This is a genomic window from Nocardiopsis algeriensis, assembly GCF_014203695.1.
Taxonomy (GTDB): Bacteria; Actinomycetota; Actinomycetes; order Streptosporangiales; family Streptosporangiaceae; genus Nocardiopsis; species Nocardiopsis algeriensis.
Map to the genome: position 1 here is coordinate 161130 of NZ_JACHJO010000011.1, position 26388 is coordinate 187517.

The 26388-nt window shown below is 70.2% G+C and carries 21 protein-coding genes; 10 read left to right on the plus strand and 11 right to left on the minus strand.

The window, feature by feature from the left end; translation table 11 throughout:
- Positions 1 to 11: 11 nt before the first annotated feature.
- From FHS13_RS18205 to FHS13_RS18230, 6 genes are all read right to left on the minus strand, one after another.
- Complete coding sequence (locus FHS13_RS18205) at positions 12 to 821, minus strand: peptidoglycan recognition protein family protein (protein ID WP_184293138.1); 810 nt, start codon at positions 819 to 821, stop codon at positions 12 to 14.
- A 190-nt stretch (positions 822 to 1011) separates the two neighbouring features.
- Positions 1012 to 1458: a 50S ribosomal protein L9 gene (rplI, locus tag FHS13_RS18210; RefSeq protein ID WP_184293139.1), complete on the minus strand. Its 447-nt coding sequence runs from the start codon at positions 1456 to 1458 to the stop codon at positions 1012 to 1014.
- 28 nt (positions 1459 to 1486) lie between these two features.
- On the minus strand, positions 1487 to 1723 hold the full coding sequence (gene rpsR, locus FHS13_RS18215) for a 30S ribosomal protein S18 (RefSeq protein WP_184293140.1): 237 nt from the start codon (positions 1721 to 1723) through the stop codon (positions 1487 to 1489).
- Positions 1724 to 1855: 132 nt separating this feature from the next.
- Positions 1856 to 2428 carry a single-stranded DNA-binding protein gene (locus FHS13_RS18220; RefSeq protein ID WP_184293141.1) on the minus strand — a complete coding sequence of 191 codons (573 nt, stop codon included), beginning with the start codon at positions 2426 to 2428 and terminating at the stop codon, positions 1856 to 1858.
- A gap of 120 nt (positions 2429 to 2548) precedes the next feature.
- Complete coding sequence (gene rpsF, locus FHS13_RS18225) at positions 2549 to 2839, minus strand: 30S ribosomal protein S6 (protein ID WP_184293142.1); 291 nt, start codon at positions 2837 to 2839, stop codon at positions 2549 to 2551.
- Positions 2840 to 3093: 254 nt separating this feature from the next.
- Complete coding sequence (locus FHS13_RS18230) at positions 3094 to 5925, minus strand: transglycosylase domain-containing protein (protein ID WP_184293143.1); 2832 nt, start codon at positions 5923 to 5925, stop codon at positions 3094 to 3096.
- Between the two features lie 859 nt (positions 5926 to 6784).
- Here FHS13_RS18230 and FHS13_RS18235 point away from each other — a divergent pair.
- Positions 6785 to 7855 carry an inositol-3-phosphate synthase gene (locus FHS13_RS18235; RefSeq protein ID WP_184293144.1) on the plus strand — a complete coding sequence of 357 codons (1071 nt, stop codon included), beginning with the start codon at positions 6785 to 6787 and terminating at the stop codon, positions 7853 to 7855.
- A 90-nt stretch (positions 7856 to 7945) separates the two neighbouring features.
- Positions 7946 to 9238 (plus strand): MFS transporter, encoded by a 1293-nt coding sequence (locus FHS13_RS18240; protein WP_184293145.1) that lies wholly within the window; start codon positions 7946 to 7948, stop codon positions 9236 to 9238.
- 4 nt (positions 9239 to 9242) lie between these two features.
- Here the strand turns inward: FHS13_RS18240 and FHS13_RS18245 are convergent, their stop codons facing one another.
- On the minus strand, positions 9243 to 10721 hold the full coding sequence (locus tag FHS13_RS18245) for a CCA tRNA nucleotidyltransferase (RefSeq protein ID WP_420221597.1): 1479 nt from the start codon (positions 10719 to 10721) through the stop codon (positions 9243 to 9245).
- Positions 10722 to 11093: 372 nt separating this feature from the next.
- On the opposite strand from FHS13_RS18245, the gene FHS13_RS18250 reads away from it, so the two are divergent.
- From FHS13_RS18250 to trxA, 8 genes are all read left to right on the plus strand, one after another.
- Positions 11094 to 13577, plus strand: a complete 2484-nt coding sequence (locus tag FHS13_RS18250; protein WP_184293206.1) for a DUF6049 family protein — start codon at positions 11094 to 11096, stop codon at positions 13575 to 13577.
- 184 nt (positions 13578 to 13761) lie between these two features.
- Entirely contained in the window at positions 13762 to 15600 is a 1839-nt protein-coding gene (gene murJ / locus FHS13_RS18255) for a murein biosynthesis integral membrane protein MurJ (RefSeq protein WP_184293146.1), read from the plus strand.
- A gap of 141 nt (positions 15601 to 15741) precedes the next feature.
- Entirely contained in the window at positions 15742 to 17532 is a 1791-nt protein-coding gene (gene murJ, locus FHS13_RS18260) for a murein biosynthesis integral membrane protein MurJ (RefSeq protein ID WP_184293207.1), read from the plus strand.
- A 276-nt stretch (positions 17533 to 17808) separates the two neighbouring features.
- A complete protein-coding gene (locus FHS13_RS18265) occupies positions 17809 to 19347 on the plus strand; it encodes a protein kinase family protein (protein ID WP_184293147.1) in 1539 nt (512 codons plus the stop codon).
- A gap of 24 nt (positions 19348 to 19371) precedes the next feature.
- A complete protein-coding gene (gene sigM / locus FHS13_RS18270; protein ID WP_184293148.1) occupies positions 19372 to 19998 on the plus strand; it encodes an RNA polymerase sigma factor SigM in 627 nt (208 codons plus the stop codon).
- Positions 19995 to 20831 carry a hypothetical protein gene (locus tag FHS13_RS18275; protein ID WP_184293149.1) on the plus strand — a complete coding sequence of 279 codons (837 nt, stop codon included), beginning with the start codon at positions 19995 to 19997 and terminating at the stop codon, positions 20829 to 20831. The genes sigM and FHS13_RS18275 overlap by 4 nt, the downstream gene beginning before the upstream one ends.
- Positions 20832 to 21289: 458 nt before the next feature.
- On the plus strand, positions 21290 to 22222 hold the full coding sequence (trxB, locus tag FHS13_RS18280; protein WP_184293150.1) for a thioredoxin-disulfide reductase: 933 nt from the start codon (positions 21290 to 21292) through the stop codon (positions 22220 to 22222).
- A gap of 65 nt (positions 22223 to 22287) precedes the next feature.
- The gene (gene trxA / locus FHS13_RS18285; RefSeq protein WP_184293151.1) at positions 22288 to 22611 is read left to right on the plus strand and encodes a thioredoxin; all 324 of its coding nucleotides are present in this window, start codon (positions 22288 to 22290) and stop codon (positions 22609 to 22611) included.
- A gap of 98 nt (positions 22612 to 22709) precedes the next feature.
- On the opposite strand, the gene FHS13_RS18290 is transcribed toward trxA, so the two are convergent.
- From FHS13_RS18290 to FHS13_RS18305, 4 genes are all read right to left on the minus strand, one after another.
- Positions 22710 to 23696, minus strand: a complete 987-nt coding sequence (locus FHS13_RS18290; RefSeq protein WP_184293152.1) for a ParB/RepB/Spo0J family partition protein — start codon at positions 23694 to 23696, stop codon at positions 22710 to 22712.
- Between the two features lie 74 nt (positions 23697 to 23770).
- Positions 23771 to 24589: a ParA family protein gene (locus tag FHS13_RS18295; RefSeq protein WP_184293153.1), complete on the minus strand. Its 819-nt coding sequence runs from the start codon at positions 24587 to 24589 to the stop codon at positions 23771 to 23773.
- Positions 24590 to 24750: 161 nt separating this feature from the next.
- Positions 24751 to 25482 carry a 16S rRNA (guanine(527)-N(7))-methyltransferase RsmG gene (gene rsmG, locus FHS13_RS18300; RefSeq protein WP_184293154.1) on the minus strand — a complete coding sequence of 244 codons (732 nt, stop codon included), beginning with the start codon at positions 25480 to 25482 and terminating at the stop codon, positions 24751 to 24753.
- A 395-nt stretch (positions 25483 to 25877) separates the two neighbouring features.
- Positions 25878 to 26357 (minus strand): R3H domain-containing nucleic acid-binding protein, encoded by a 480-nt coding sequence (locus FHS13_RS18305; RefSeq protein WP_184293155.1) that lies wholly within the window; start codon positions 26355 to 26357, stop codon positions 25878 to 25880.
- Positions 26358 to 26388 lie beyond the last annotated feature (31 nt).

Genomic DNA, 26388 nt, shown 5'->3' on the forward strand with positions numbered 1-26388 from the left:
GAGGCCCCCGGTCAGAGCGAGGTGTCCCGCTCCCCGATGGCCGGACCGTGGTAGAAGTTCGCCACCCGTTCCGAGGCAGGCCGGGGCGGGTGGTCGGGCAGCTGCTCCAGGCTGAGTTCGGTGCCCGCCGGCTCGCTGAGGTGGTCGAGCTGCTTGCGGAGCCGCGCAGTGACGTCGTCACGCAGCTTCGGGAGCATCGAGTACAGCTTGTCGCCCGGACAGCTGGTCGAGTTGAAGTCGCGGTGCCCGACGATGGCCTCCTCCGGGTGGAGGCGGTACACCAGGCAGAGCCAGGCGCAGGTCTCCACGAGAGACGTCATGAGTTCCGCGGGAGGAGCCACCGTGGCGTAGGTCCCCTCGTTCTCGATTCCGATGGTGTGCGAGTTGTGGTCCGCGGTGTGCGCGCCGATCACGTGCCTGCCTTCGCGGATCGCCTGGATCGTCCTGTCCCGGCCCTCCATGACGTGGCCGCCCCTGCTGATGGTCAGCTGCTGTCCGGCGTCGCTCCAGCCGTTGGAGTCCATGTGGTAGCTCTGGATGATGCGGGACAGCTCTCCGGCGTGTTCGGCCGAGGTGTCGTAGGAGTTCTGCGTGGCGGTGTGGTGCACGACGATGTGGGTGGGCCCCCTGTCCAGGACCTGGATCGTGTGGCGCGGGGAGCGCGCCTTCCACTCCTCCCGCGTGTAGACCCTGGGAATCACGGCGGCGGAGGCCGGCCCCGGTAACCCGGCCGGCCCGCCGAGAAGCAGCCCTCCCGCGACGAGCACCGCCCCCCGGAGAACCGTCCTGCGGTCCGGAACGTATTCCTGCCGTCCAGCCATGGTTCTGTCGTCCTCTCCGCGCGACATCAACACAGAGAACACGATAAGTTACAAAGAGTTACCAAACGGGCTGTCGGAACATCTCGGCGTGTCCGGCTCCCCCCGTTCCTCCCCGGAAGTCTCCCCGGAAAAGGGAACGGTCCCGCCTCTCCGAGGAGAGACGGGACCGGACCGGTGCTGTGTGCCGGACTCAGGAGCCGACGACGTCCAGCTTGATCGTCGCGGCGACCTCCGGGTGCAGGCGGACCTGCGCCTTGTGGCTGCCGACCGACTTGATCGGGTTCTTGACCTCGATGCGGCGCTTGTCCAGCTCGGGACCGCCGGCGGCCTTGACGGCCTCGGCGATGTCGGCGGGCGTCACCGAACCGAACAGGCGGCCACCCTCGCCGGCGCGCTGCTTGAGACGCACGGTGAGCGCGTTGACCTGGCCGGCGACCTGACGGGCCTCGTCCAGGGACCGGATGTCACGCGCGGCACGCGCACGCTGGATCAGGTCGATCTGCTTCTGGCCGCCGCGCGTCCACCGGATGGCGAACCCGCGGGGAAGCAGGTAGTTGCGGCCGTAGCCGTTCTTCACCTCGACGACATCGCCAGGGGCTCCGAGACCGTTGACCTCGTGGGTCAGGATCAGCTTCATGACAAAAACCTCCCTCGGAGAATCCCCGCTAGCGAGCGGTGCTGGTGTAGGGCAGCAGGGCCACCTCGCGCGCGTTCTTGATCGCGGTCGCGACGTCGCGCTGGTGCTGCGTGCAGTTACCCGTCACGCGGCGGGCGCGGATCTTGCCGCGCTCGGAGATGAACTTGCGGAGAAGCGTGGTGTCCTTGTAGTCGATGTAGGACTGCTTCTCCTGGCAGAAGAGGCAAACCTTCTTCTTGGGCTTACGCACTGCCGGCTTCGCCATCGTGGTGCTCCTTCGCAAGAGCCCCGGGGTCCTCCCGGGGATGGTCTGAGGACAAGTGGACATCGGCTCGGCGCCACGGGGCACCGGGCCGTTTTGCTGCGTGGTGCGCTCCGGGGAGCGGACCCTGGCGGCCTAGAAGGGCGGGTCGTCGAACGATCCGCCGCCGAAGCCCCCGCCGCCACCGGCGCCGCCGCCGGTCGCCCACGGGTCGTCGGCGGGAGGACGCCCTCCGCCCTGCTGGCCGCCGAAGCCACCACCCTGGTTCCCGTAGCCGCCGCCCTGGGGCTGGCCGCCACCGAAACCGCCGCCCTGCTGGCCGCCGAAGCCGCCGCCGCCCTGGCGCTGCGTCTTGGTCACCTTCGCGGTGGCGCTGCGCAGGGCCGGGCCGACCTCCTCGACGTCGATCTCGAAGACGGTGCGCTTCTCACCCTGCTGCGTCTCGTACGAGCGCTGCTTGAGCCGCCCCTGGACGATGACGCGCATGCCGCGCTGGAGGCTCTCGGCGACGTTCTCCGCGTACTGCCGCCAGACGGTGCAGGTGAGGAACATGGACTCGCCGTCCTTCCACTCCCCCGACTGCCGGTCGAAGGTGCGCGGCGTCGAGGCCACTCGGAAGTTGGCGACCGCGGCTCCACTGGGCGTGAAGCGCAGCTCAGGGTCGTCGACAAGGTTGCCGACGAGCGTGATCTGGGTTTCGCCTGCCATGTACGGGCTCCGGTTCGAGATAGTCGGGCTCAGGCGGTTTCGCCTGCTTCCCCGATCATCCGTGTCGGTTCTGACAAAAGCGGATGTCTCGGGGGCAGGGGATCGCGGGCGCGGGGACCGCTAGCGGGCCTCGGGCCGGATCACCTTGGTGCGGAGCACCGCCTCGGCGAGGCCGAGCTGGCGGTCGAGCTCCTTGACGGTGGCGGGCTCGGCCGACAGGTCGATGACGGCGTAGATGCCCTCGTCGTTCTTCTCGATGTCGTAGGCGAGGCGGCGCTTGCCCCAGATGTCGACCTTCTCGACCGAACCGCCGTCGTTGCGGACGACGGCGAGGAAGTTCTCCAGCGACGGGGCGACGGTGCGCTCGTCGAGGCTGGGGTCGAGGATGACCATGATTTCGTAACGACGCATAGGCGTACGTTCCTCCTCTGGACTGTCGCGGCCATGGAATCTCCATGGCAGGAGGGCAGGAGCCCTGGTCCTTGCCGCACCGAGGGGCGCGGGGTCTCCCACGGGCTCTGAGCCATACGGGAGCCAAGATTACCAGCAGCCCGGGACCGGAACAGGCGGCGGCGGAAACCTGTGGACGGAAGGCCGCACGCGGAAGGGGCCGGCACCCCCGGGGCGGAACCCCGGGCGCACCGGCCCCTCGGCCGTGTCGGCGGTCAGTCGTCGCGGCTGCCGAGAACCGCGGCCCGGCTGTTGTCCTGCGTACCGAAACCGCCACCGCCGCCGGCGCCGCCACCGCCGGCGCCGCCCTCACCGCCGCCGTTCCCGACACAGGACGGGTCGTACGGCCACTGCTCGCAGTCCACCGGGGCGGTCGGCTCCTCCGGGCTGTCCTCGCAGCCCAGGCCGAAGGGACCGCAGTCGGGTGACTCCGAGTCCTCCGGCACGCAGCCCTCCCCCGTCCACGGGTTGCACTCGATCTCCTCCGGCACCTCGGCGGAGGGCTCCTCGGACGGTTCCTCGGAGGGCTCCTCGGAGGGTTCGGCGGACGGGCTCGGCGTGGGCGCGAAGTTCTGGTCCATACCGACCGAGGCCCGCGGCGGGAACTGCTCGATGGGCTGGCCCTCGGTCGCCTGGACCATGAACTCGCGCCACACCTTGGCCGAGGTCGTACCACCGAAGATCTCGTTCTCGGACTGTCCCTCGAACTGCAAGGAGTCCTCGGCCGACGCCCGGCTCAGGCCGACCGCGACCGACAGCTGCGGGGTGTATCCCACGAACCACGCGGAGACCGCGCCGCTGGAGGTACCGGTCTTGCCGGCGACGGGGCGGCCGTCGGGCAGGGCGGCGCTGCTGCCACCGCCGGCCTCGACCACCTGGGTCAGGGCGTAGGTGACGTCCGCGGCGATGTCGGAGCTGATGACCTGCTCGCCGCCGGCCAGCTGGTCGGCGTCGTTGGGCTCCACGACATCGCCTTCGGCGGTCTGCACCTCGACGACCATGTGCGCCGGGTAGCGGACGCCGCCGGAGGCGAAGGTCGCGTAGGCGGTGGCCTGGTCCAGGGAGCTGACCTGGTGGGTGCCGAGAGCGACCAGCGGACCCTGCGCGGAGGTGGTCGTCTGCTCCTGGGCCACGCCGAGGTTCACCGCCATGTCGTCGACGACCGCCGGGGTGAGGTCCGAGGCCAGCTGCACGAACGGGGTGTTGACCGAGTCCGCGGTGGAGTCGATCAGGTTGACCGGGCCGTAACTCGCGTTGCCCGCGTTCTGGACCGGACTCTGCAGGCCGGGGAACTCCTGGGGGGAGTCACCGTCGAAGATGCTCTCCAGGCTGATGTTGGCCTGGAGGGCCGCCGCGAGCACGTACGGCTTGTAGGACGAACCCGCCTGGGTCCGGTGCGTCAGCGAGTTGTTGAGGTCGATCGCCACGTCGTCACCGCCGTGGAAGGCGATGATCCGCCCGGTCTTGGGGTCGATGGCGGTCAGGCCCATCATCGTGTCTTCCGGGGTGCCCGGCAGGACGTCGAAGGCCGCACGCGCCGCGTCCATCAGAGCGGGGTCGAGGGAGGTCTTGACGACGTAGCCCTCCGTGGCGATCTCGGAGGCGGTGATGTCGTAGCGCCGCTCGACCTCCTCGATGACCGCGGTGCGCACGTACCCGAACTTGGGGTCGAACGCCTCTTCCTCACCGTCCTCGGTGCTGCCGTAGGGGACCCGCTCGGGAATCTCCAGGGCCTCGGCCTCGGACCTGGGCATGCCCCGCTCCCCACCGGTCTCCTCGTGCATGAGCGCGAGCTGGTTCTGGATGTAGGGCCAGCGCTCCTTGTTGAGGTAGGTCTCGGTCCAGGGGCCCATCTCGCCCTCGAAGTTGGCGGGCATCTGGATGATGACCCCGAGGAAGGCCCCCTCCTCGGGGGTCAGGTCGCCGACGCTCTTGTCGAAGTACGCCTGGGCGGCCATCTCGATCCCCAGGGCGCCGCGGCCGAAGTAGATCGTGTTGAGGTAGTCGGTGAGGATCTTGTCGTGGTCCTCCTGCTGGCCGAGCTTGATGGAGATGAAGATCTCGCGGACCTTGCGGACGTAGGGGTTCTGCCCGTCGAGGTCGCTGTAGTAGTTGCGCGCCATCTGTTGGGTGATGGTGGAACCGCCGCCCGCCTCACCGCCGGTGACGACCGCGCGGGCGATACCCATGAGGTTGATGCCGGGGTCGTCGTAGAAGGTGCGCTGCTCCGCGGCCAGGACGCCGTCGACGACGTGCTCGGGAATGTCCTCGCGCTGGACCTCGATGCGCTGGACCTCGCCCGTGGTGATCGCGGTCTCGCCGTTCTCCCAGAGGATCTGGCTGGCCGACATGGTGCTCTCGGCCTTGGCGTCGAGCTCGTCCGCGTCTGGAGCCTGTGCGTACAGGACCGCGAAGGCGGCCACGCCGCCGATGATCATGAGGCCGAACACGGCCAGGGCGGGCTTCCAGGCCTTGGCGAGGAACCGCTTCCACCACGGACGGTCGTCGGGCTCCTCCTCGCGGGAGCGGCGGCGACCGCCGCCGCCTCCGCCGCGTCCCCCGGCCGCCGCACGCGTCCCCCGGCCGCCGCGCCGGGCCTCGGAGCGTGAGGCGTGCTCCCGGTCGCGGGGGTCGCGCGGGCCGTCGGGTCGGCGGCGGCCTCCGGGGCGTTCACCGCCCTCGGGGCGCCGGCGGGGGGCACCGCCCTCCTCGGGACGCCTGCGCTGACCTTCCGGACGGCGCCGGGGCTCCTCCTCGGGGGGCCTGCGCCGGCCCTCCGGGCGGCGCGGGCGGTCGTCCTCCGCACGGCGGCGGCCGCCGCCCCCGGAGCGCGCCTCGCTCGCCGGGGGCCGGGGACGGCGCGGGCGCTCCTGGCCCTCGTCACCCCAGAATCCGCTGTCCGCTTCCGGACGTCGGCGCCCTCCGGCACGTTCGTCCCGGGGCGGGCCGTCGGCCCGGCGCCTTCCGCCGTTGCCGCGCGGACCGTCGACCGGGCCCTCGGCCCGGCGACGGCCGCCGTCGGCATTCCGTCGTCTTTCGGTACTCACGTGGTCCTCGATTGCCTTTCACGGCCGGTCGGCCTGACGATTCCTTGGTGGAGACGGGGGTGGCTCCCCCGGGGGGATCGGTGATCCGCGATCTGTCCTCTTCGCCCGGCCCTCGGAGCGGGCGGGCGGTACGGCCGCCTCCACCGTCGTGCCTGTCGTTCAGGACTCCCGGAGAAGGACGCTCAGCCGCGGGCAGAGGTTTTCAGACAGACCGCGAAGACGTTGGCCGCTTCTTCCTCCTGATCGTTGGCCTGGGGAACAAGGGCCCCGTCACCGCCCTGTCGGCGCGAACGCCGCGGCGGGGCATCATCCGGGAGCTCTACCGGCTACGCACGCAAATCACAGGTCACGTTAAAGCGATCGGACGGTATAGCACAACCCACGCGTGAGCGTATCGCGTGTGATAGGACACTTTGCCATCCTCTGTCAAGAACCGCCCGCCACGCCTGCCCCTCAGAGCTCGGACATGTACTGATGTGTCCACCGACGGACGTACAGCACCAGCTCACCGGCGGGTCGGCCGACGTGGTGTGTGACATTCCGCGCTCATCGGCGCACGTACTCTTGGGCAGCGCATGGAAGCACAGGCAACCGGCGTCCCCGGGGACTCAGGAGCGGACGTCGATCCCACGACGCCCAGGGATAGAGTCATACCCGAACAAACCAGCCATACATGCACGTTCCACTCGCTGTCCCGACATGCGGCCGACCGCTCCGGGTGGGAACAGAAACGCCCGGCAAGCTGCTGATCACATACGGAAAACGAAAGCAGAACGGCACTCCCCGCACCGGCCCCGGTACGGGACCGCCGCCGTGCGCCGTGGAATCCACGTTCGCGAAGAAGAAGGAGCAAGAACCAATGGGTTCGGTACGTGTAGCCGTCGTGGGTGTCGGCAACTGCGCTGCGTCTCTCGTGCAGGGAGTGCACTACTACAAGGACGCAGACCCCGAGTCCCGGGTACCGGGCCTGATGCATGTCCAGTTCGGCCAGTACCACGTGCGCGACGTCGAGTTCGTCGCGGCCTTCGACGTGGACGCCAAGAAGGTCGGGCACGACCTCGCCGACGCCATCACGGCGAGCGAGAACAACACCATCAAGATCTGCGACGTACCGCCCACGGGCGTCACCGTCATGCGCGGCCCCACCTACGACGGTCTCGGCAAGTACTACCAGGAGATCATCCAGGAGTCTCCCGAGGACGCGGTGGACGTGGTCGCCGTCCTCAAGCAGACCAAGGCCGACGTCCTCGTCTCCTACCTCCCCGTGGGCTCGGAGGAGGCCGACAAGTTCTACGCCCAGTGCGCGATCGACGCCGGGGTGGCCTTCGTCAACGCCCTCCCCGTGTTCATCGCCTCCGACCCCGAGTGGGCGCAGAAGTTCGCCGACGCGGGCGTCCCGATCATCGGTGACGACATCAAGTCCCAGGTGGGCGCGACCATCACCCACCGCGTGCTGTCGAAGCTGTTCGAGGACCGCGGCGTGATCGTGGACCGCACGTACCAGCTGAACTTCGGCGGCAACATGGACTTCAAGAACATGCTCGAGCGCGAGCGCCTGGAGTCCAAGAAGATCTCCAAGACCCAGTCGGTCACCTCGCAGATCCCCCACGAGCTCAATGCCGGCGCCGTCCACATCGGCCCCTCGGACCACGTGCCGTGGCTCGACGACCGCAAGTGGGCCTACATCCGCCTGGAGGGCCGCGCGTTCGGCGACGTGCCGCTGAACCTGGAGTACAAGCTGGAGGTCTGGGACTCCCCCAACTCCGCCGGCATCATCATCGACGCGGTGCGCGCCGCCAAGATCGCCAAGGACCGCGGCATCGGCGGTCCGATCCTGGCCCCCTCCTCCTACTTCATGAAGTCGCCGCCCGAGCAGTACAGCGACGCCGAGGCGCACGAGGCGGTCGAGCGCTTCATCGCGGGAGAGTAGGCACCGCCCGGCCCGCACCGGCGGGCCCTCCCCCGAGGTCTCCCGCCCGGGGCCGCTCCGGCCCCGGGCGCCCCCCTCTACCCTGGTGGAATGTCCTTCTTCGGCGATCTGCGGACGGTCCTCCGGGGACCCCGGTTCCGCCGCCTCTTCGGCACCCGGCTGGCCTCCCAGTTCTCCGACGGGGTCTACCAGGCGGGCCTGGCCGGATTCGTCTTCTTCAACCCCGAGCAGCACACGAGCGCCGGCGCCGTCGCGATGGCCTTCGCCGTGCTGCTCCTGCCGTTCTCGGTGGTGGCGCCGTTCGCCGGGGTCCTGATCGACCGGTGGCCGCGCCGCCAGGTCCTCCTCCTCTCCTCCCTGGCCAAGGCCGGGCTCACCCTGGCCTGCGCCGCGCTGGTGTACGACGGCGAGGGCCCCGCGTTCTTCGCGGTCGCCCTGGTGGCGCTGAGCGTCAACCGGTTCTTCCTGTCCGGACTGTCGGCAGGGCTGCCCTACGTGGTGCCGCGGCAGCAGCTGATGATGGCCAACGCGGTCACGCCGACCTGCGGCACGGTGGCCTCCTCGCTGGGCACGGGGGCGGGCCTGGCGATCGGTCTGCTGGTCGGCACGGGCCCCCTGGGCACCGCGGGGATTCTGACGGCCGCCGCGCTGGGCTTCGCCGCGGCAGGCCTGGTCTCGCTCTCGCTGGGCCGCCGGGAACTGGGTCCGCACCTGGAGGAGGAGCCCGAGGAGGTACGGGCAGCGGTCGGCGACGTCGTCCGGGGCATGGTCTCGGGCGTCCGGCACATCTGGTCGCGTCCCCCGGCCCGGGACGGCCTGGCCACGATCGGCGCGCACCGGGTCCTCTTCGGGATCTCCTCGCTCCTGACACTGCTGCTGTACAACAACACGTTCACCGGCGGAGGTGTGGCCGGGCTGGCGGGGTTCTCCGTGTCGGCGGGGCTGCTGGCCGCCGGGTTCTTCCTCGGTGCGGTGGCCACTCCATGGGCGACGGCGCGGATGTCCCCCGGCGCCTGGATCCGCCTCCAGCTCCTGGTGGCCGCGGCGGCCCTGGCGGGGTTCGCGCTGCCGTTCTCCCCGGCGCTGTTCCCCGCGGCGGCGTTCGTGCTCGGCTTCGTCTCCCAGGGCGTGAAGGTCACCGTGGACACGCTGGTCCAGCGCCATGTCGACGACGCCTTCCGGGGGCGGGTGTTCTCCGTGTACGACGTGCTCTTCAACGCGACGTTCGTCCTCGGGGCGGCCCTGGTGGCCCTCCTCGTCCCACCGTCCGGGGTCAGTGTCCCCGTGGTGGCGGGCATGGTCGCCGCCTACCTGCTGCTGGGAGCGGCGTGGGCGGTGCGCGAGCGGCGCACCGCCCTCCCCGCTCCGGGGATCCCCGTCTAGGCGGTCAGCCCGCGAGGTGTTCGGCGGCCCAGGCGCGGAGCGCCTCGGTCGCGGCCTCCTTGCCCATGGGACCGTTCTCCAGGCGCAGCTCCAGCAGGTGGCGGTAGGCCTTGCCGACGTCGGGCCCCGGCCCGATGTCCAGGATCTCCTGGATCTCGTTGCCGTCGAGGTCGGGCCGGATGCGGTCCAGCTCCTCCTGTTCGGCGAGCTCGGCGATGCGCCGCTCGATGTCGTCGTAGGAGCGGGACAGCGCGGCCGCCTTGCGCTTGTTGCGCGTGGTGCAGTCGGCTCGCGTGAGGATGTGCAGCCGCTCCAGCAGGGGACCGGCGTCGCGCGCGTAGCGGCGGACCGCGGAGTCGGTCCACTCCCCCCGGCCGTAGCCGTGGAACCGCAGGTGCAGGGCGACCAGGCTGCTGACGTCGGACACCACGTCCTTGGGGAAGCGCAGCGCGGTGAGCCTCTTGCGGCTCATCGAGGCGCCCACGACCTCGTGGTGGTGGAAGGTGACCCGGCCGGCGCCCTCGAAGGCACGGGTCCTGGGCTTGCCGATGTCGTGCAGCAGGGCCGCCAGGCGCAGCACCAGATCGGGCTCGTGGCCGCGTGACCTCTCCAGTCCGATGGCCTGGTCCAGCACCGTGAGCGAGTGCTCGTAGACGTCCTTGTGCCGGTGATGCTCGTCGATCTCCAGGCGCAGCTTGGGGATCTCGGGCAGCACGTACGGGGCGATGCCCAGCTCGACCATCAGCTCGATGCCGCGGCGCGGGTCGGGGCTGAGCAGGAGCTTGACCAGTTCGTCGCGGATGCGCTCGGCGGAGACGATGGACAGCCGCTCCGCCATGTCCCGAGCCGCCTCGGCGACCTCCGGGGCGAGGGAGAAGCCCAGCTGCGCGGCGAAGCGGACCGCCCGCATGATGCGCAGGGGGTCGTCGCTGAAGGAGTCCTCGGGCCGGCCGGGGGTGCGCAGCACGCCGGCCCGCAGATCGGCCAGACCGCCGAAGGGGTCGACGAACTCACCTTCGGGCAGGCGCACCGCCATGGCGTTGACGGTGAAGTCCCGCCGCACGAGGTCGTCCTCGATGTCGGTGCCGTAGGCCACCTCGGGCTTGCGGGACTTGGGCGAGTAGGACTCGCTGCGGTAGGTGGTGACCTCGAGCTGGAGGTTCTTCTTGCGCAGGCCGACGGTGCCGAAGTCGATGCCCACCGTCCACACGGAGTCGGCCCACCCCTCGACGAGTTCGAGGATGCGCTGGGGCACCGCGTCGGTCGTCAGGTCCACGTCGTGGGCCGGTCTTCCGAGCAGGGCGTCGCGTACGGGTCCCCCCACGAGGGCGAGCTCCTGGCCCTCCGCGGCGAAGATTCCACCCAGCCCCTCGGAGACGGTGCGCACGGAATCGACCAGCGCGCTGATCGACGCCCGCTGCTCAGGCGTCGGCTCCTCCACCGGGGAGTCGTCACTTCCACTCGAAAACTCTGTGTTCGGCACACACGCAGGTTAGGGGCCGCGAAGTGCAATCGGCGAATCGTGCGGGACGGCGGCTCCGAAGCGGCCGTACGGTGACAGCTCGTCGGCGGGCCCCGCCTCAGGCGCCCGTTCCCTGGAGAAACATCCCCTTCCGCACGCCACACGGAGGTCTTCCCCGACTCCGGGGCCGGGGAAGGCGGTATCTTCGGGTGCAGTAGTGGTAGGACGCTGCGATTGCCCCGTGTCCTCCCGGCCCGCGAACGCCGTGTACGCCGTGCGGGCACTGCCGACCGCTCCCGCCCCTCGGCACCGCATCCGCGGCGGGACGTCCATACGGACCCGAATCAGGAAACCGGTCAAGCGTTGCGTCGAATTGCCTCCGTACCGGCGGCCATGGCCGTGGCCGCCGCGCTGCTGCCGTTCCCGGCCCCGCCCGCGTCCGCCGAGCCCGACGAGGGGCAGGCCGAACCTCTCGTCGTCGAACAGATCACCCCGGAGGCGATCGACGAGGACAGCACCCTGAAGGTGTCCGGAGAGGTGACCAACACCACCTCGGAGAGCATCTCCGACGTCACGGTCCGGATGCGCTACTCGCGGCACCCCTTCACCAGCCGGGACGAGCTGGACGAGTTCGCCTCCGGCGACGGCTGGCAGCCCAGCGCCTCGGGGCCCGACGACAGGATCACCGCCGAACTCCCGCCCGGCACCAGGCAGTCCTACACACTGAGTGTCCCGGCGGAGGATCTCGGACTCGAGTCCTACGGCGTGTACCCGCTGGTGGTCGAGGCGGTCGACGCCGACGGCGCCGTGGTGGGGGCCCAGTACACCTTTCTCCCCTACACGGGGAACGGCAAGGACGTTCCCTCCGTCGACATCGCGTGGGTGTGGCCGCTGATGGAATCCCCCCAGCGGGCGGACGACGGCACCTTCCTCGGCGGCGGTCTGGAGGACGCCGTCTCGGAGGAGGGCCGCCTGGCCCGCCTCCTGGCCGCAGGTGCGGGGGCCGAGGTGTCCTTCGAGCCCGGCGAGGAGGACCTGGTCGAGCTCCTCGGCCTGGACGAGGACCCGGAGGCGACCGGCGAGGAGGAATCGGCCGCCGCGGAGGAGAGCGCTTCTCCTCTGCCCTCGGACGGGCCCTCCGAGGCGCCCTCGGAGGACGGTGGGGACGAGGAGGGCGAGGAGACCGGGGAACCCTCCGACGAGGCCGAGAAGAAGGACTCCGAGGCCTCCGGCGGCGAGGGGGTGCCCGTCACCTGGGCCGTGGACCCCGGCACCCTCGACGACATCCTGCGCATGGCGTCGGAGGAGTACGAGGTGGTCGACGACGCCCTCGCGGTCCCTGCCGAGTCCGAGCCCTCCCGTGAGGAGCGGGAGGCCTCCGTCGCGGCCCAGGTGTGGCTGCGTGAGGCACGCCGGGTCCTGGCCGGCGACACCGTCGTGGCCGCCCCCTACGCCAACGCCGACCTGGCGGCACTGCTGCGCAACGACATGGGCGGCGATGCCGAGGCCGCCGTCCGCATCGGCCGTGAGGCCGTGCTGCGCGCCCTGGAGCTGGAGGCCGACGAGTCCTACGCCCTGCCGCCCGGCGGGTTGATGGACCAGAATGTCCACGGTCTGCTCTCCGAGAGCGGCGCCACCCGCTTCCTCCTCTCCGAGGGGTCCCTGCCCGCCGTGTCGTGGCTGTCCACGACCCCGACCGCCCAGGCGCCGCTGCCTTCCGCCGACGGGGAGTCCGAGGCCCTCGCCCTGGTCGCCGACGCAGGCATCAGCGGTGTCCTCTCCGCACCGACCCGGGGAGCGGGGCAGACCGAGCTGGCGCTCCAGCGCTTCGCCGCCGAAACCGCGATGATCGCCGGGGAGAACGCGGGGGACGACCGGGTCGTCGTCGCCCTTCCCGACTCCGGATGGGATCCGAGCCCCGAATTCGCCTCGGGTGTGCTGGAGTCGTCCGAGGAGCTTCCGTGGCTGTCCGCGACCTCCCTCGACGACGTCGAGCTGCCCGCGGAGGAGGACCGCGAGAACACCCGCCGGCGGCTCACCTACCCCGACGGCGCCCGCGGTGAGGAGCTCAGCTCCACCTATCTCGCCCTGGTCGAGGACGTCGGCCGCGACGTGCGCCTGTTCAACAGCATCCTGGTGGACGACGACGACCCGTTCCGACGGGCACTGCTGCGGCTGGAGACGGCGTACTGGCGGGAGGAGGAGGTGCTTGCGGGCGCCGCTCGCTCCCTCGTCTCGGACGAGGTGGAGGCCCGCCTCTCGGACGTGCGCGTCATCCCCGCCGACGAGATCACCCTGGTCAGCCGGGAGGGGACCACCGGGATCCTGGTCGCCAACGACCTCGAGGACGAGGCCGTCTTCGTCCACCTGTCGGTGTTCTCCGAGAACTCGGGCCGGCTGAGCATCGGCGACTACAACGTCACCTTCGAGATCGAGCCCGGTGCCAAGACCACGGTGTACGTCCCCCTGTCGGCCCGCATCAACGGCCGCACGGTGGTGCACGCCAGCCTCCACAACGCCGACGGCGAACCGATCAACGCCCAGACCGTCCAGATCCCCGTGAACGCCACGGGTCTGGGCACCCAGGCACTTCTCATCAGCGGCGTCGGCGCACTGATCCTGATTGCCGCGCTGGCCCCGCGCGCACTGCGCAAGTGGGTCCGCCGCAAGAGGGGCGAGGCGATCCTGGAGGCCGAGGCGGCCGGACCGTCCGAGGCCGCGGAGGACACCGGACCGGCGGAGGACGCCGGTGCGTCGGAAGCCGCAGGGAACACCGAGGCGGCGGAAACGGCAGGAGCGGCGGAGGACACCGCCGAAGACGACGGAGACGTCCCCGCGACCACCGCGGAGCCCGAACCGAAGGGCACGGGAAAGTGACCCCTCTCTTCCGCGCGGGCCGGCCGGCATGATCCCCTACCGACGGGGTGCCGTGTCGACACATCCGAACATCTCCACGCCGGCGCGCGCGGCAGGCCGCGGCGCATCCGGCCCGTCCGGCCGGATGCCGGACCCCGGCTCCGCCGGCCCATCCCCAGTCGGACGAAAGGAAGCCTGATCCCAGGTGGTCAACGAATCCCCGTACACGGGCGGAAGGCACCGCCGCCCCGCCCAGCCAGAAGGCCCCCTGCCGGGTGAGGCCCCCCTGCGTCCCACCGGCGGTCCGGTGCCCTCCTACGAGGAGGGTCAGCTCCCCGAGGCCCCGCCCGCCGAGGAGGTGCGCGGGACCTCCGCGGACGGGACGGGCTCCGGCGACCCCGACGGCGGCGGCGGTGGCGGTGGCGGTGGCGGCATGATGCGCTCCAGCGCGATCATGGCCGTGGGCACCATGGCATCACGCCTCACCGGCTTCGTCCGCACCATCGTGCTGGGTGCCGCCATCGGTACCCATCTGCTCGGCGACGCCTACAACACGGCGCACACCATCCCCTTCATCCTCAACGACCTGCTCATCGGCGGCCTGATGGCCAGCGTCGTCGTCCCCTTCCTGGTCAAGCGCCGCAAGCGCGACGCGGACGGGGGCAAGGCCACCGAGGACCGGCTGTTCACCGCCACGGCGCTGGGGCTGTTCGTCATCACCGCGATCGCGGTGGCGGGCGCCGAGTTCCTCATCTGGCTGTACGGGTCCCAGTTCACGGCGGACCAGTTCGAGGTCTCCGTCTACCTGGCCCGCTACCTGATGACCCAGATCTTCTTCGTCGGCCTGAGCGGCCTGCTGAGCGCCATGCTCAACACCCGCGGCTACTTCGGCGCGGCCGTGTGGGCACCGGTGCTCAACAACCTGGTCATCATGACCGTGTTCGGGATGTTCCTGTGGGTCGCGGGCGCGAACCAGACCCCGAGCACCGTCACCGAGGGCCAGCTGACCCTCCTGGGAGCGGGCACGGCGGGCGGCATGGCCCTGCAGGCCCTGGTGCTGTTCGCCGCGCTGTACCGCACCGGCTACCGCTGGCGCCCCCGTCTGGACCTGCGCGGTTCGGGCCTGGGCCAGGCCGTCGGGACCGCCGGCTGGATGATGCTCTACACCCTGCTCACCCAGGCGGGCCTGTGGATCACCACCAACATCGCCAACGCCGCCAACGTGTCGGCCATCGCCGAGGGCCGCGAGGTCGGTGCCGGCATCAGCGCCTACAACCTCTCCTACCAGCTGTTCCAGCTCCCGTACGCGATCATCGCGGTCTCACTGATCACCGTGCTGCTGCCCCGGATGAGCGCACACGCGGACGACCGCAACTGGGAGGCGGTGCGCTTCGACTTCTCGCGTACCCTGCGGATCTCCGCGTTCGTGCTGGTGCCGCTGTCCTTCGCGATCGCGCTGTTCGCCGAGCACGTCGCCGTCCTGGCCTTCGCCCGCGGTTCGATCTCCGTGGCCGACGCCGCCAACATCGGCCAGATCCTCGCCGTGATGTCGCTCGGCCTGGTGCCGTTCACGATCTTCCAGCTCATGCTGCGCGTGTTCTTCGCCATGGGCGACACCCGTACCCCGGCGCTCATCGGCATCGCGAACCTGGCCGTGCACAGCGCGCTGGCCTTCACCTCCTACATGCTGCTCCCGCCCGAGCGGGTGGTCGTGGGCATCGCCGCGGGGTTCATGTTCTCGTTCCTCGTCGGTCTGACCATCGCCGGCCTGGTGCTCAGCCGGCGCCTCGGCGGCCTCGACGGCAGGAACATCCTCGGTACCCTGCTGCGCCTGTACCTGGCCGTCGTCCCGAGCGTCGCGGCGGGCATCGGTGTGAACCTGCTCTTCGACGCCTACGTCGGCCCGGGTCTGGTGTCCTACATCGGGGCGCCCGTGGCGGGCGGCCTCGTCGGTGCACTCCTCTTCCTCGGAGCCGCGCGCCTGCTGCGGGTACCCGAACTCGGCGCCGCCACGGAACTGATCCGGGGACGCCTGCGTCGTTAGACACGAGTTCCGAGACCCACCCTCCACCGGGCCCAGGCCCCGTACAAGAGAAGGACGGATCCGACGGTGTCCATCGATCCCCCCAGAGAACAGGACTCCGCCTCCGGGTCCGGGCCCGGTGAGAAGGCGCGGCGTCCCCAGATGGTGATGCCCGACGACGTCCTGGACCTCTACGAGCGCCAGGAGCCCGAGGGCGAGCCCGAAACGGGCCTGCGCACGCTCCGGGACCCCAGTGACATCGGTGACGCGGGCACCGCCGACCGGGCCGGTCTGGAGGACGGCGACGAGATCGGCGGCAGCGCGCACACCGCTCCCGGCAACCTCGCCAGGAACAGCGCGGTGATGGCGCTGGGCACCATCTTCTCCCGCGTCACCGGGTTCGTGCGGACCATCGTCCTGGCGGCGGCGATCGGCACGCAGATGCTGGGCGATGCCTACCAGGTGGCGGGCATGGTCCCGTACATGGTCTACGACCTGCTCATCGGCGGTCTGCTGGCGAGCGTCTTCGTGCCGTTCCTGGTCAAGAGGCGCAAGCTGGACGCCGACGGCGGGGACCGGACCGAGCAGCGCCTGTTCACGCTGATGCTGACGGCGCTCCTGGTCATCACCCTGGCCTCCCTCCTCCTGGCGGAGTGGTTCATCCGGATCTACGCGGGCGGGTTCTCCGGGGCCCAGTTCGACGTCTCGGTGGTCCTGGCCCGCTACCTGGTCACCCAGATCTTCTTCATCGGTGCGAGCGGTGTGGCCGGTGCCATGCTGAACGCACGGGGGAAGTTCGGCGCGCCCATGTGGGCACCGGTGCTGAACAACCTCGTGATCATCGGTGTCGGAGCCTGGTTCCTGGCGATCGCCGGGCCGGGGAGCACCCCCGAGTCGGTGACCGACGTCCAGGTGATGCTGCTCGGCCTGGGCACGGCCGCGGGACAGGTCGTCCAGGCCGCGGTACTGCTGTGGGCGCTGGCCGCGGCGGGATTCCGCTGGCGCCCGCGTCTGGACCTGCGGGGGTCGGGCCTGGGCGAGGCGGCCGGTGCCGCGTCGTGGATGATGCTGTACATCGTCGTCGCGCAGTTCGGCGCGCTCGTCTCCACCAACGTGGCGAGCCGGGCGGGCGCCCGTGCCGCCGAACTGGGCTTCGAGTCGGGGTCCGGCATCGCGGCGTACAAGTTCGCGTCGATGCTCTTCCAGCTCCCGTACGCCGTGATCGCGGTGTCGGTGATCACCGCCCTTCTGCCGCGGATGAGCGAGCACGTCGCGGCGGGCCGCAAGGACCAGGTGCGCAGCGACTTCTCCCGGGGCTTCCGCCTCTCCTCGGCGCTGATCGCGCCGATCTCGGTGGCGATGATCGTCTTCGCGATCCCGTTCTGCGTGCTCATCTACGCGCAGGGCAGCACCGGTGAGGAGGACGCCGCGGCGATCGGGCGTATCCTCATGGTGTTCTGCCTGATGCTCATCCCGTTCACGCTGTTCCAACTCCAGATGCGCGTGTTCTACGCTCTCGGTGACACCCGGACCCCGGCCCTGGTGTCGATCCCCTCCGAGATCGCCCACGCGGTCACCGCGATCGGTCTCCTCTTCGTCGTGGAACCCCAGCACGTGGTGGTCTGGCTCCCGGTGCCCTACGGTCTGTACTACATCGTGGGCTCGGTCATCATGTGGTTCCTGCTCCGGCGCAGGCTCAACGGCCTGGACGGTCGCCGCACCGCACTCACGCTGTTCAAGCTCCACCTGGCCACCGTGCCCTCCGCCGTCTTCGGGGTGGCGATGATCCACCTCTTCGACAACCTGCCCGGAAGTATGTGGCCGGGGCTCGCGTCGATGGCGGCAGGAGGCGTCGGAGGTGCTGTGCTGTTCCTTGTCAGCGCCAAGCTGTTGAATGTGTCCGAAGTCACATCTTTCGTCGAATTGATCAAGAGCCGCCTACGACGTCGCTGATTACCAGGAATGGATGACGTTGGGTAACCGGACACCTCTACGTCCCGAAAGACGGATCTCTCTTCCGTGTCCTCCAAAGTTGCTGTTCAGGCGTCCTAGCATGGACAGGCAAAGCTTTACCGTCACAGCATTGTTCAACCGAGCTGCCCGAAGGGAGGCTGGGGACAGCAAGCAGGGCCGATTTCCTCATGCGCACCCCGAGAAGTCCCGGACCACGGCGGTCCGGCACATCGCCGCGCGCGGAGGACACCGGCACTGGCGCCCGTCACTCCCATCATGAGCACCTTCTTGATCGAGCCCGGGGCGAAGCTGGCCAACCGGTACCGCCTTGACCAGGTGGTGAGCGAAACCGGCGGGGCGACCCGCTGGAAGGCCACCGACGAGACCCTCGCCCGGCCCGTGGCGGTGTGGACCTTCGCCGAGGGCTTCCCCCGCACCTCCGAGGTCGTACGCGCGGCACGAGCCACCAGCCGCGTCACCGACGCACGCGTCACCCAGGTCTTCGACGCCGACGACACCTCTTCCATCCCCTACGTGGTCGAGGAGTGGGTCGTCGGCTCCTCCCTGGCCGACCTGCTCCGGCAGGGCCCCCTCGAGCCCGAGCGCGCGGCCGGCCTGGTCGCCGAGGCCGCCGAGGCGATCGCAGCCGCGCACGCGAGCGGGCTCCACCACCTGTGCCTGACCCCGAGCAAGCTCATGTGGAGCAACGGCGGAGCGGTCAAGGTGACCGGTATCGGCGTGGACGCCGCCCTCCAGGGTGTCAGCAGCGCCGACCCGGCCGCGAGCGACGCCCAGGGGCTGGGCAACCTGCTCTACGCGGCCCTCACCGGCCTGTGGCCCGGCGGCCCCGCGAACGGCCTTCCGGCGGCTCCCCAGGGCCCCGCCGGCGCCTACCCGCCGGGGCAGATCCGCCAGGGTGTCAACGAACCCCTGTCCACCATCACCATCCGGTCCGCCCTGCCCCACCTCGTCGGCCAGATGGTCCCCGGACCGGCCATCACCTCACCCGCCGAGTTCTGCGCCGCCATGGCGGAGGTCCCCAGGATCATCCCCCTGCCGGTGGCGCCCACCGAGACGGTGCCGCCGCCCGAGCCCGGCACCTCCCGGCGCACCGGTGAGTTCGGGAGCACCGGCCCCCGACGCAGTGCACGTTCCTCCCAGGCCCGGGACCAGCGCGCCGAGCCCTCCCGGACGGAGCGGCGCGCCACCGGCGGCCGTGTGTCGCCGCGGCAGATCGCCGTCGGCGCGATGGCGGTCGTCCTGTTCGCGGCCGTGATCATCGGTGCCTGGACCGTCGGCAGCATGATCAGCGGTGCCGGAGACGAGGAGGACCCGACCGGCACGGAGACCGCCCAGCCCTCCGAGGAACCCGTCGAACTGGAGACCGTGGCGATCCAGGCGTCCGCCGGACTGAACCCGCACGGCAACACCGACGAGCACAGCGACACCGCCCCCCGCTCCTACGACGGCGATCCGTCGTCCGCCTGGAAGACCCAGGGGTACCGCGACCCGCTCAGCATCATCAAACCGGGGGTGGGCCTGCGGCTCGACCTCGGTGAGAGCTATGAGATCGGGGAGATCGTCCTGGACATGGGCGGCGAGGGCTACGAGTTCGACATCCGGGTCGGTGACGTCGAGGGAGCGTCCGAGAACGACTTCGAGGTCGTCCAGCAGGCCTCCGGCGGCTCGCAGACGATCGAGTTGGAGGAGCCCGCCAGCGGACGCTACCTCCTGATCTGGTTCACTGAACTGCCACAGCAGAGTGACGGGGACTACCGGGGTCTGGTCAACGAGATCGAGGTACGCGGTTCCTAGTTGTGAGGTATGTGATCGGCGCTGATGGAAGCGGTCCACGAGCTTCCTGACAAGGAGCTCCTCGAGAGGCATGCTCAGGGTGACGAACAGGCCTTCGCGGTCCTGGTGAAACGTCACCGTGAGCGCCTCTGGGCTGTCGCGATGCGCATGACGGGCGATCGCGAGGAGGCCTCGGACGCCCTTCAGGACGCCTTCCTGTCCGCGTTCCGCGCCGCCGACCGCTTCCGCGGGGAGTCCCAGGTCACGACCTGGCTGCACCGCATCGTGGTCAACGCCTGCCACGACCGCCTGCGCCGACGCAAGGTGCGGCCCGCGACACCGACCGAGGACGACACCCTCGACGTGCTGTCCAACGAGCGTCTGGGCCGCTCCGGCGGGGCGCCCGACCACGCCTCGCAGACCGAGGCACGCCTGGACGTGCACGCCGCCCTCGACACCCTGCCCCTGGACCAGCGCATGGCTCTGACCCTCGTGGACATGCTCGGCTACCGGGTGGAGGAGGCCGCGCGGATCCTGGACGTGGCGACCGGCACGGTCAAGAGCAGGTGTGCTCGAGGTCGCGCCAAACTTCTGCCGTCTCTGGCTCATCTGAGGAACCCTCATCATCCCCCAGACGTCACAAGTGGGAGAGGAGGTGCCAACCCATCGTGACGTCCCACCCTGATGTGGAGGCACTCGCGTTCTTCGCCGAGGAGCTGTTGGAGCCCGCTGAGGAACGCACCGTGGCCGACCACCTGCAGACCTGCACGGCCTGCGCCACCGCCCTGGACGAGCTCTCCGAGGTGAGCCGCGCCCTGGCCGACGTGCCGCTGCCGTCGCTGCCCCAGGACGTCGCCGACCTCCTCGACCAGCGGGTGGCGACCGCCGTGCGCGAGCGCTCGGCGCAGCGCACCGAGGAGGGGCGCGCTCCTGCCGGACCGCCGCCCGCCGAAAGGCCGGGCGGTGCGACCGTGGTCCCGATCTCCCGTGCCCGGCGGCGCGGGTTCCACATGCCCGGCCTGCTGCTGGTCGCCGCGGCGGCGGTCGTCGTGGGCGGTGGCGGAGCCATGTTGTACAACGGCGTCCTGGCCGACCGGGGAGCCGAGACCGGTGCCGCCGCGCCGCTGATGGAGAGCAGTCCCGAGCACAGCGAGCCGGACACGGCCCAGTCCTACAGACCGGTGGTCGTCGGCAGCGGTACCGCCTACACCGAGGCCGGGCTGGCCGACCAGGCCGCCGAGGTGCTGGCCGCCGGCACAGCGTTCGAGCAGGGGCCCGGCATCCAGGAGAACACCCGGTACTCCCCCGAGGGCTGCGCCGCCGCCCTCGGCGAGCAACTCGGCACCCGTTTCACCCTGGTCGACGACGCCGGCTACGAGGGTGCCCCGGCATGGGTCCTCTTCGCCCCCGAGGGCGAGAAGGTGGACGTGTACGTGGTCGGGACGGACTGCACGGGCGACGCCAACACCGACGTCCTCGCCTTCGAGACCGTCGAGGCTCCCTAGACCCTCTTTTTTGGATCATCTCGGGCTGCACGACCGCCAGGCGCCCCCTTGCCGCGTCGGAGAGCTTGCGAAGCCTCCCGGACTGAGCTGCGCTCCCCGCCTCGCAAGGGAACACCTGGCCGGCCGTTCGCCGGGGAATCGGCTCCGCCGATACGGCGAGAGCATCCACGAAACAGGGCCCCGGCCCTGCTTCCCGGATCATCTCGGGCTGCACGGCCGCCAGGAGATCCTCAGCACCCGCGCTCCCCCACCGACGCCCGCCCGCCACTCCGGCCGTCTCGCACCGGCCCGCCGCCGCACGGCCGAGGACCTCGGGTCCGCAGCAGCGGCAGGGCCTCGGCGTAGGCGACGGGCTGCGGGGCAGGGAATGCGCGGCACCTACCATCGGTTGTGGTTAACCGACTCCCCCGCTGGCCACATCTCGTGGCCCGGGCAGCAATCGTGAAGGGCCAACGAGCGTGAGTGACGTCCGCAATGTCATCATCATCGGTTCGGGACCGGCGGGATATACCGCCGCGGTCTACGCCGCCCGGGCCGAGCTTCGCCCCCTGGTGTTCGAGGGTTCCATCACCGCGGGCGGTGCCCTCATGAACACGACAGAGGTGGAGAACTTCCCCGGCTTCCCCGACGGCATCATGGGCCCCGACCTCATGGACAACATGCGCAAGCAGGCCGAGCGTTTCGGCGCCGAGCTGGTTCCCGAGGACGTCACCTCCGTGAACCTGTCCGCACCGGTCAAGGAGGTGACCGCGGGCGGCGAGACCTTCCGCGCGCACACCGTCATCGTCGCCACCGGCTCCGGCTACCGCGAGTTGGGTGTGCCCGGTGAGAAGGAACTGTCCGGGCGCGGCACGTCCTGGTGCGCCACCTGCGACGGCTTCTTCTTCCGCGACCAGGACATCGCGGTGGTCGGCGGCGGCGACACCGCCATGGAGGAGGCCCTCTTCCTCACCCGCTTCGCCAGGTCCGTGACGGTGATCCACCGCCGCGACGAGCTGCGCGCCAGCCGCATCATGGCCGAGCGCGCCTTCGCCAACGAGAAGATCTCGTTCCTGTGGAACACCGAGGTCGTCAAGGTCCTGGGCGAGGAGCGCGTGAGCGGCCTGAAGGTCGTGAACAACCAGACCCAGGAGTCCAGCACCCTGGACGTCACCGGTGTGTTCGTCGCGATCGGCCACGACCCCCGGGTCGACCTGTTCCGCGACCAGCTGGAGCTGGACGACGAGGGCTACCTGAAGGTCGACCACCCCTCGACCCGGACCAGCGTCGCGGGCGTCTTCGCCGCCGGCGACGTGGTGGACCACCAGTACCGCCAGGCGATCACCGCGGCCGGTACCGGATGCGCCGCCGCCCTGGACGCCGAGCGCTACCTCGCCGACATCGGCAACTGAAATTCCGGGGCCGCCGTACAGCGGCCCCGATCCCGCATCCCGCTTGCTTCGAACCAAGGAGAAGAATGTCTGCTGTCAAGACCGTGACCGACGCGACTTTCAAGGACGAGGTCCTCACCAGTGACAAGCCCGTCCTGGTGGACTTCTGGGCCGACTGGTGCGGTCCCTGCAAGCAGATGGCCCCCATCCTGGACAAGATGGCGGAGGAGTACGGCGACAAGATCCAGATCGTCAAGCTCAACACCGACCAGAACCCGGAGACCCCCCGCTCCTACAACGTCATGTCGCTGCCGACCATGAACGTCTACAAGGGCGGTGAGGTCGTCAAGCAGCTGATCGGCGCCAAGCCCAAGCGCGTCCTGGAGAAGGAACTGGCCGAGTTCCTGTAACCAGGCACACAGGTACATGTGAGAGGCCCCCGGAGTCCGGGGGCCTCTCGTCTTCTCCGCTGCGGTGTTTCACGTGAAACGCCGCCGTCGGCGCACCGTCAGGCGGAGTGCCCGCCCATCTGCTCGATGATCCGCTCCAGGTCCTCGACCGAGGCGAACTCCACCACGATCTTGCCCTTGCGCTTGCCGATGTCCACCTTGACGGTGGTGTCCAGCCGGTCCGCCAGACGTGAGGCCCAGTCCTCGACATGCGGAGGGTTGACCGCCTTGAGGGAGGTACGGCGCTTGCGCTCGGCCTCCTCGATCTCGTGGCCCTTCGCGTGGAGGGCCACGATCTCCTCCAGGGAGCGGACCGACAGCCCCTCCGTGTTCACGCGTGTGGCGAGGCGCTCCATGAGCTCCGGGTCGTCCTTGACCCGCAGCAGGGCCCGCGCGTGCCCGGCGCTCAGCACACCGGACGCCACCCTCGGCTGGATCGAGGCGGGGAGCTGGAGCAGGCGCAGCATGTTGCCGACGTACTCACGGGACTTGCCGACCTGCTGGGCCAGTTCGGCGTGGGTGGTCCCGAAGTCGTCCAGCATCTGCTGATAGGCGGCGGCCTCCTCCAGGGGGTTGAGCTGCTGGCGGTGCAGATTCTCCAGCAGCGCCTCACGCAGCAGCTGGTCGTCCTCGGTACCGCGGACGATGGCGGGGATACGCTCCAGGTCGGCCAACTGGCTCGCCCGGAAGCGGCGCTCTCCCATGATCAGCTCGTAGCCGACCTCCTGCCCGGGCGGCAGCTTGCGCACCACCACGGGCTGCAGGACACCGACCTCGACGATCGAGTCCCGAAGCTCCTCCAGGGCCTGCTCGTCGAAGTGGACACGCGGCTGGCGGGGGTTGGGGCGGATGTCGGTGAGCGCGACCTCCTCCAGGTACGTCCCGTCCGGCAGGGGCAGCGGGCCCGGAGGCTCGTCCCGCACGCCCACATCCGCTGTCCCGTTCGCGGCCGACCCGACCGCGCTGCCAGGGGCCACCGGGGCCGGAGGCCCCTGAGGTATGAGCGCGCCCAGTCCCTTGCCCAGTCCGCGCCGTGGCTGACTCACCGGCAATTCCCTTCCACACTTCTCAGAACTTCGTCCGGCGGCACCTGCCGGGAGGCCGCGATCGCGGCGCGCCCTCAGTGCCGCTTCGCCCGGTGGGCGATCTCCCGAGCCGCCTCCAGATAGGCGAGGGCGCCGCTGGATCCCGGGTCGTAGGTCATCACCGACTGGCCGTAGCTGGGCGCCTCGGAGACGCGGACGCTCCGCGGGATCAGCGTCTTCAGCACCGTGTCTCCGAAGTGGGAGCGCACCTCGTCGGCCACCTGCTGGGAGAGGCGGGTGCGACCGTCGTACATCGTCAGCAGGATGGTGCTGACCGCCAGCCCCGGGTTGAGGTGGGACTGGACGAGCTCGACGTTGCGCAGCAGCTGCCCCAGGCCCTCCAGCGCGTAGTACTCGCACTGGATCGGGATCATGACCTCGTCGCACGCCACCATCGCGTTGACCGTGAGCAGGCCGAGCGACGGCGGGCAGTCGATGAGGATGTAGTCGAGGTCGGAGGTGTCGTAGGCGGCGAAGGCGCGCTTGAGACGGGCCTCGCGCGCCACGAGCGAGACCAACTCGATCTCCGCCCCCGCCAGGTCGATGGTCGCCGGGGCACACCACAGGTTGGGGATGTCCGGCACCGGCTGGGCGAGCTTGCGGATCTCCTCGTCCTCGACCAAGCAGTGGTAGATGGAGCGGGTCCGGTTGTCGCGCTCCATGCTGAGCGCCGTGGAGGCGTTGCCCTGAGGGTCCAGGTCGACGACGAGGACACGCTGGCCGTGCATCGCCAGGGCTGCGGCGATGTTGACCGTCGTCGTGGTCTTGCCGACGCCGCCCTTCTGGTTGGCGACGCTGATCACCCGGCACGACTCCGGCCGGGGCCAGACCTCCTCCTGTCCACGGGAGGACATCGCGGCGCGGGCAGCGCGGGCGAGCGGTGTGTCGGGGGCGCCGCTGTAGGAGCCGGATGTCGATGTTTCACGTGAAACATCGAGGAGGTCTCCGTAGGCACCCGCGGATGTTTCACGTGAAACATCGAAGTTGTCGGCTGGGTTCTGGGACACGAATGAGTTCACCTCTTCCGTCCGCGCTTCTTCTTGCCGCCCCCGGTCTTCTTCTGGGAACCAGCGGACGGGGGCGGACCACCGTCGGATGTCACCGTGACGCGAACGACCGTGGTAGCGGGTTCGACTTTACCCCGCCCGACCCGGATCACATCGCTGACGCCAGGACGCAGTTTCGAAACGTCTTTCTCCGCGGCGGCGAGTTCGGCCTCCGCCTGCTCACCCTTGAGCGCCAGAAGACTGCCGCCCTTGCGCAGGAGCGGCAGCGCCCAGCCGGCCAGGCGGGGCAGCGGTGCCACGGCCCGCGCGGTCACGAAGTCGGTGAACAGCTCCCCGTGGACCTCCTCGGCCCTCCCCCGACGCACCTCCACATTGGGCAGGTCCAGGAGGGCGACCGCCTCGTCGAGGAAGACGGTCCGTCGGAGCAGCGGCTCCAGCAGGACCATCCGGATGTCCGGACGCATCAGGCCGAGCACCAGGCCCGGGAGGCCCGCCCCCGAACCGATGTCGACCACCTCCGCCCCCTCGGGCAGGAGCTCCTCGACGACCGCGCAGTTGATGAGGTGCCGCTCCCACAGACGGGGCACCTCACGCGGCCCGATCAAGCCACGTCGCACACCGTCGTCGGCGAGCAGTTCGGCGTAGCGCCGGGCCTTCGGCAGGAACTCGCCGAAGACCTCCTCCGCGGCTGCCGAGGGTGCGGGCGGGACAGCTCCGGCTTCCTCAGTCCCCGAGGTCATGGGTCACCACCTGTCGGAACTCGTCCATCTTCACTTCCAAGCTCAGCTCACCGGCGGGCCCGCGGTGCGGTCCTTCACTCCTCCGAAGGAGCGTTCCACCGCACCGGCCGGCGAAGGGATGCCCGCACCGGCCGGATGAACGCCGCGCGGGACAGGAAAGGCCCTCCCCGATCCTACGCGCACGGCCTGTCGATGTTTCACGTGAAACAGGCGCCCTCCCCGATCCCCCGGTGTTTCACGTGAAACACCGGCGAGAGCCGACGGCCGCGTTTCACGTGAAACATCGCGTGCGCACGCCCCCCGCGGCCCGGCGAGGGTTCCGCCCCGGGCACACAGAAAGGGGCGGCGGTGTTTCACGTGAAACACCGCCGCCCCTCGGCCCGGGACTCCGCCCCTCAGGAGGCGGGGTGGACCACCACGTAGCGGTGGGGCTCCTCGCCCTCCGACTCGCTGCGCAGGCCCGCCGCGGCGACCGCGTCGTGGACGACCTTGCGCTCGAACGGGGTCATCGGCTCCAGCTCGTAGGCGTCACCGGATGCCTTGACCTTCTTCGCCGCCTCGGCGCCGACCTGGAAGAGCTCCTTGCGCCGCCCCTCCCGGTAACCGCCGATGTCGAGCATCAGACGGCTGCGCTCCCCCGTGGCCCGGTGCACGGCCAGTCGGGTCAGCTCCTGGAGCGCCTCCAGCACCTCCCCGTTCTCTCCGATGAGCTCGTCGAGTGTGGCTCCGACGACGGACACCAGCGCCCGGTCCCCCTCGACGTCCATGTCGATGTCACCGTCGAAGTCCGCGATGTCGAGGAGCCCCTCGATGTAGTCCGCGGCGATGTCGCCCTCGTTCTCCAGGGCCTCGATGTCGATAGGCGCCTCAGCCACCGCTACTCCACCGCTTCCTTCCTCGCTAGCT